Annotated in this window: 3 protein-coding genes and 1 pseudogene; 2 read left to right on the forward strand and 2 right to left on the reverse strand. The window is 68.3% G+C overall.

Annotated features, from left to right (window positions below):
• Positions 1-287, reverse strand: a pseudogene (locus BM249_RS20780) (transposase); the annotation flags it as partial.
• A 540-nt stretch (positions 288-827) separates the two neighbouring features.
• Between BM249_RS20780 and BM249_RS20790 the strand changes: the two are divergent.
• Positions 828-2156 carry a hypothetical protein gene (locus tag BM249_RS20790; RefSeq protein WP_091975513.1) on the forward strand — a complete coding sequence of 443 codons (1329 nt, stop codon included), beginning with the start codon at positions 828-830 and terminating at the stop codon, positions 2154-2156.
• Positions 2157-2273: 117 nt separating this feature from the next.
• Positions 2274-5081, forward strand: coding sequence for a hypothetical protein (locus BM249_RS20795; protein ID WP_143103831.1), 2808 nt, complete (start codon positions 2274-2276; stop codon positions 5079-5081).
• 236 nt (positions 5082-5317) lie between these two features.
• Here the strand turns inward: BM249_RS20795 and BM249_RS20800 are convergent.
• Positions 5318-5641: transposase (locus tag BM249_RS20800; protein ID WP_143103832.1), on the reverse strand; the 324-nt coding region annotated here is incomplete at its 5' end.

Genomic DNA, 5641 nt, shown 5'->3' on the forward strand with positions numbered 1-5641 from the left:
ATCGCGTCCCTCGCAAAGTAGGCGGCGGCCTTTTTTAGGATATCACGCTCCGCCTTCAAACGAGCGACCTCCTTGCGCAGCCGGTCGATCTCGATCTGCTCGGGCTTCATCTGCCCCTGACCGGGAAAGGCGTGCTGCGGATCGGCCGCCGCCTGTTTCACCCATCGGTGCAGCATCGTCTCGTGAACATCGAGATCGCGCGCGGCCTGCGCGACACTGACACCGCGTTCCCGAACCAGTCGCACCGCCTCGGTCTTGAACTCACGTCCGAACTTGCGACGCTGCATGGAGCACCTCCGGCTTCATCATCACACCTAAATCGGGTGTCCGTGAAACCGGCAGCAGGCCACATCTTCTCGCCTTCGGGCTGGTTTATCGCAGCCAGCCGCGCCTCGACGTAGTTCGGAAATTGGGAGGCTTCTGTTGAGGCGTTGCTGGAAGCATCGTTCACACAGATACGTTTACATAAATAATCACGTTGCCACGAATTGATAATAGTGACTAAATTCTCCCACAGATTGGAGAGAAGAACGTTGTTTGAGAACTGCACCTCGGTCGATTCGACCACATTCGTGAAGCCTGCTGTCGCCGCAGCGCGACTTGGCCTTTCGGTAAACTACCTCGCCAAGCTCCGGATCTATGGCGGCGGTCCGAAATTCAGCAAATGTGGAGCCGCCGTCCGGTACCGGGTCGCGGATCTCGACGCTTTCATGGCCGAGCGTTCGCACGCTTCGACCAGTTCCTAGGCTGCTTAGCGCACGTTCGCCGCGGCCCTGGACCAGCCACTCAACCGCAATCGGAAGGGGACCTCCGAAAGTGAAGACACAGTGCCTCAGATCTTCCGAATTCAGGGCCAACAGCCCGTCCAACAGAGCACCCTAGGCGACGGCATCGGGAAGCTCGGAGACGCCCTTTTCGGGGGCGATCCGGCCAAGCAGGAGCTGCTCCGCCAGAAGGCGATCGAGGCGCAGCGCCTTAACGAGGGGAACGAGGCGTTCCAGGCCGGTCTCCGCAACGCCGAGACGAGCCCCGACGAGATGGCCGCCCTCGCCGCCGGGTCGGGCCGGTCCGGCAAGGAGCTCGGCGAGTTCAGCCGCTACCTGAACGCGACGAAGTTCGGCGCTTCCGACCCCCGCACGTCCGGCGCTCAGATCGCGGCGGGCCAGGGGCTCGGGGACACCTTCGTCGGCGCGTCCATGAACGACGCCACGACACGCCGGGGCCAGGACGTGGCCGCCGCGACCTCCCGGGCGAACAACGCCGCTCAGGTCGGAGAGCAACGGTACCAGTTCGACAACACGCCCACGAACGTCCTCAACGACCAAGGCCAATCGACCGTTGCCCGCCGGTCCGAGAGCTATGGCCGGGCCGCGCCGGAGCAGCTTGGCGTCGTCCAGGGCAACGCCGCCCGGAACGCCTTGACGGCGGGCGGCGGTCAGATCCCGGACAGCACGAACGCGGCCACGAAGCAGTTCATCGGAGCGGAGCGAGCCGACGCCACGCCGGAAATCGTCCGGATGCAGGCCGCCCGGGACGCTCAGCCGGCCGGCAGTCAGAACCGGGCCGAGCTCGATGGCGCGATCCGCGCCAAGTCCATCTCGGCCGGCGGCGAAGGCACCTACGACAAGGTGTCCAACGAGGCCCTCGCGAAGACGAATATCGGGATACAGAACGATGCGTCGTCCTCGACGCAACGGGAGGCCATGCTCAACACTATGGAGAACCTCGTACTGTCCGGCCGGGTGAGTTCCGGCGCGGGTAGCCCGTACATCCTGGCCGGCAAGCAACTCGCCGCGCAACTTGGCGTGCCGCTCGACGGCGTGGCCGACACGGAGGTGTTCCGCGCCATCAGCGGAAAGATGCTCATCGACCTTGCGCCCAACGGTAGCCTTGGCGGCGGCCTCTCGAACGGCGACCGGGTGGCGCTTGTGCAGCAGATTCTCGGCATGGCGAACACCCCCAAGGGCAACCTGAAGATTATCGGGATGCTGAAGCAGCTTGAGCGGCGGAAGCGCGACGGGGCGGGTTGGGCCGCCGAGTACAAGGCCGGCCACAACGGGCGGCTGGACGGTGGCTGGCAGGCCTACTCGCAGCAGAGGGCGGAAGCCTCCCCGTTATTCGGGCGGTCCGCCGGGGGGGCAGGCCCCGGCCGGTAGCCCCACCCCTCAAGGCCAGGGGCAAGGCCGCCGAGCTCCCCGCCCTGGCGAGGTGGAGGACGGTCACGAATTCCTGGGGGGCAACCCCGCTAACCCTGCAAGCTGGAGGGCCGTCCGATGAGCGGGCCGTGGGAGAAGTACGCCGCTGAGCCGCAAGGCCCGTGGGCCAAATACGCCAGTGAAGAGCCTGCCCCGAAGCGGGAGGGCATGACCTACGGCGAGGCGCTCAAGGATGGCACGGCGGCGGTAGGCCATGGCCTCGCCAAGCTGGCCGGAGCGCCGGTGGACCTCGTGACGGGGGCGATGAACCTCGCCTCGCGCGGGGTGAACGCCGCCGCCGGGACGAGCATTCCTCAGATCCATCGGCCTTTCGGCGGCTCGGAAAGCCTGTCCGGGGCCTACGATGCGGCGGCCGACGCGGTTGGCATGACGCCGCCCCGGTATGAAGACCTGCCGACCCGCAACAAGTTCGCCCACAACGTGGCGGAGGTGGGGACCATGCTCGGGGCCGGCGGTCTCGCCGGCGCGGCGCGCGGTCTCGAGGCGGCGGCTACCCCGCAGGCCCCGACGATTGGCTCTGTCCTTGCTGATACGGTCGCCCCCATCCGCGGGACGGCCCCCACGACCCTTGCCGGCGATGCCGGCGCGGTTGTCGGCACGGCGGGGGCGCAAGCCGCCGTGGATGAGAATAAGTCCGCGCTGGACAGTTCCACCGCTGGCCGGATCGTCCAGGCCGTTGCCCCGATGGCCGGTGGCGCGGTCGGGGGCCTTGGTGGCGCGGTTGCTGCCGGGGCGGCCAGGCCGGTCCGGAACACTATCGCCCCGGAAGCCGGCCTTCCGCTCGACCGCTCGACCGGCCGCCCCTACTCGCCGGGCGTGGTGGACAAGGCGGCCGAGCGGCTCCAGGGCGCGGCGCTCGACCCGCGGCAGGCCGCGGCAACGCTCCGAGAGAACGTCGAGAGCCTTCGGGGGCAGGGCGTCGAGACGCTCCCCGCCGGTGGGTATCTCTCGGACGACCCGGGCCTCATCAATCGCACGGACGCCCTCCGGCGGGACGGCCAGGGCAAGGCGGGTGCGCTCATGGCGGATCGAGACCGCCAGTTGAACACTGAGGCCCGAGACCGGGTGGATGAGATCGCCGCCGGAGCCAACCCTCGCGCCCCAGGCATCGAGGCCGAGCGGCAGGCCGCCGCGATGCGAGAGACCGCCTCGCAGGGCGTGTCCGAAGCTCAGGCTCGGGCCAACGCCCTGGCCCACGAGCAAGATGCCCTCGGGACCGCGCTAGGCCAGCATGTGGACCGCGGCCCGGCCGCCGGCGCGGCGCTCGACGCCGAGGTGGTGAACCAGGCGCTCCGGCCTCAGACGGCCGAGAAGAACCGCCTGTTCGGCGCGATCGATCCGGACGGGACGACCCTTCGCCCCACGCAACCCTATGCAGATCGGGTCGCCGAGATCCGCCGGAACGCCCAAGCACTGCCGCCGGGTCTGCGCGCGGATGTCCTGCCGGAGCGGTTCCTGTCGGCCATCGACGGGCTCGCCCCGCGCATCGAGGAGCGCACGACCGCGAGCCCCATCATGGGTGCGGATGGTCGCCCGGTCATGCGAACCGAACAGGTCAATACCGGCGGCCCGGGCCAGATCTCCATGCGCACCGTGACGGAGATGTGGCCGCTGTTGTCGTCGGCGGAGACGCAAGCGCGCCGCGCCGGGCAGTTCGGCATGGCCGACAACCTTCGTTCGCTACGCCACGAGATGGGCCAAGAGGTCGAACGGCTGGCCGCCGCCGGCAACCCGGAGCCGCATGCGGCCCACGCCTACTACGCCGAGCAGTACGGCCCCACGTGGGCGCGCGGCCCGGGAGACGAGGCGTCCCTTTTCCGGAAGGCGTTCAACGAGGATCCGGCCAACCGGACGAAGACGCCCCCGAGCGCGACCGCCGGCCGCTTCCTGTCGTCGCCCGAAAAGGCACAGGCCCTGGCCCGCATTCTGGACAGCACCCCGAACCCCCAACAGGGTTACAGAGCGGCCCGCGAATATATCCTGGCCGACCTCGCCGGCTCGGGGGCCTTCGACCGGCAGTCCGGACGGATCAACCTCCGCTACCTGCGGACATGGCTGAGCAAGAATGGTGAGGTCGCCAGGGCCGTTCCGGAGCTCCAGGATGAGCTTCACAACATCGCCCGCCAAGCGGCCAGTCATGAGGGCCGGGCCCAACAGGTCGCGGCCGAGATGTCCGCGGCGATAGAACGGCAGGGCCTCACCCATCGGGAAATCGAGGATGGCGTTCTCGGCCTGATGACGGGGCGCGACCCCGCCCACCTCGTGGAGGCCATGCTTGGGTCGCGAGATCCGCAAGCCACGCTTCGCCAAGCCGTGGGAACCCTCCGCGGCTCGCCCGAGGCGGTCCGGGGTTTGTCCCGTGCCATCGCCGAGCATGTCGCGGAATTGGCCTCGACGCCCAACGTCCAGCGGACCGCCAACGACAAGCGGCCGGTCTCGCCCACCAAGCTCCAGGACCTCTTAGACCGGTTCGGCCCCGCCCTCGCGGAGGCGCTTCCGCCGGAGGATATGCGGCGGCTGAGGACCTCCGCCAATCAGCTTCGCCCGGGCCTGAACCGTGGCCTCGGGGGAGCCGCTGGCCCGGCGCAGCAGGACGGCGGCTCGACCCTCGCCCCTGCCGGCACCGCGATTGGCGTAATGCCGGGCGGCCGGACCATCGGACGGGTTCTCGGGACCATCTCGGCCGCGCTCCCCGCCCCCGGCAGTCGGCAAGCCGAGGGTCTGATGGCCCAAGCCTTGGCCTCCGATCCGGAGACGCTCGGGAAGTTGCTCCTGCGGGTACGGCCTCAGAAGGCCCCCCTGGCGAACCACCGCGCGAACGGCTCGCTCGGGGCGCTTATGGGCCTGCAAAACAACAGCAATTGAGCCTTGTTTCGCCTAGTCGAACAACCTATTCGGTCCGACTAGGCGGAAGCTATCTAAGGTATTCGCGACTCGACCACGCGGATAGTCTGAGATAACTTCAGATCAGCAGAGCTTCTAGAGATCGCGCGCCAAGAGCTAGTCCAGAAACGCGAAACGCCCCGGCGGTCCAGACCGGGGCGTTCGCTCAACACAGGTTTTCTCATGCCCCGTAATACTACCGCCGCGGCTAGGGCGTGTCATCGCTTGAGCCAATCGAGGGCGGCTGCGAGGCAGAGGACGCCGGTGAAGCTGGCGGCGGTCTTTTCGTAGCGCGTGGCGATGGCCCGCCACTCCTTGAGCCTGGCCCAGAGGCGCTCGACTTGGTTGCGGTTATTGTAGATCCAGTCCGGGCAGGCGACGGGCGCCTCATGGCGCTGGGGCGGGATCGCAGGCCGTGCGCCCATGGTCCAGATGTGGTCGCGAAAGGCGTGGCTGGTGTAGCCACGGTCGCCCACGACCCACTTGGGCACGCCGGGCAGCCCATCGAGCAACGGAACCGCATGAGGCAACTCATGGGCCTG

This window comes from Methylobacterium gossipiicola, assembly GCF_900113485.1.
Classification (GTDB): Bacteria; Pseudomonadota; Alphaproteobacteria; order Rhizobiales; family Beijerinckiaceae; genus Methylobacterium; species Methylobacterium gossipiicola.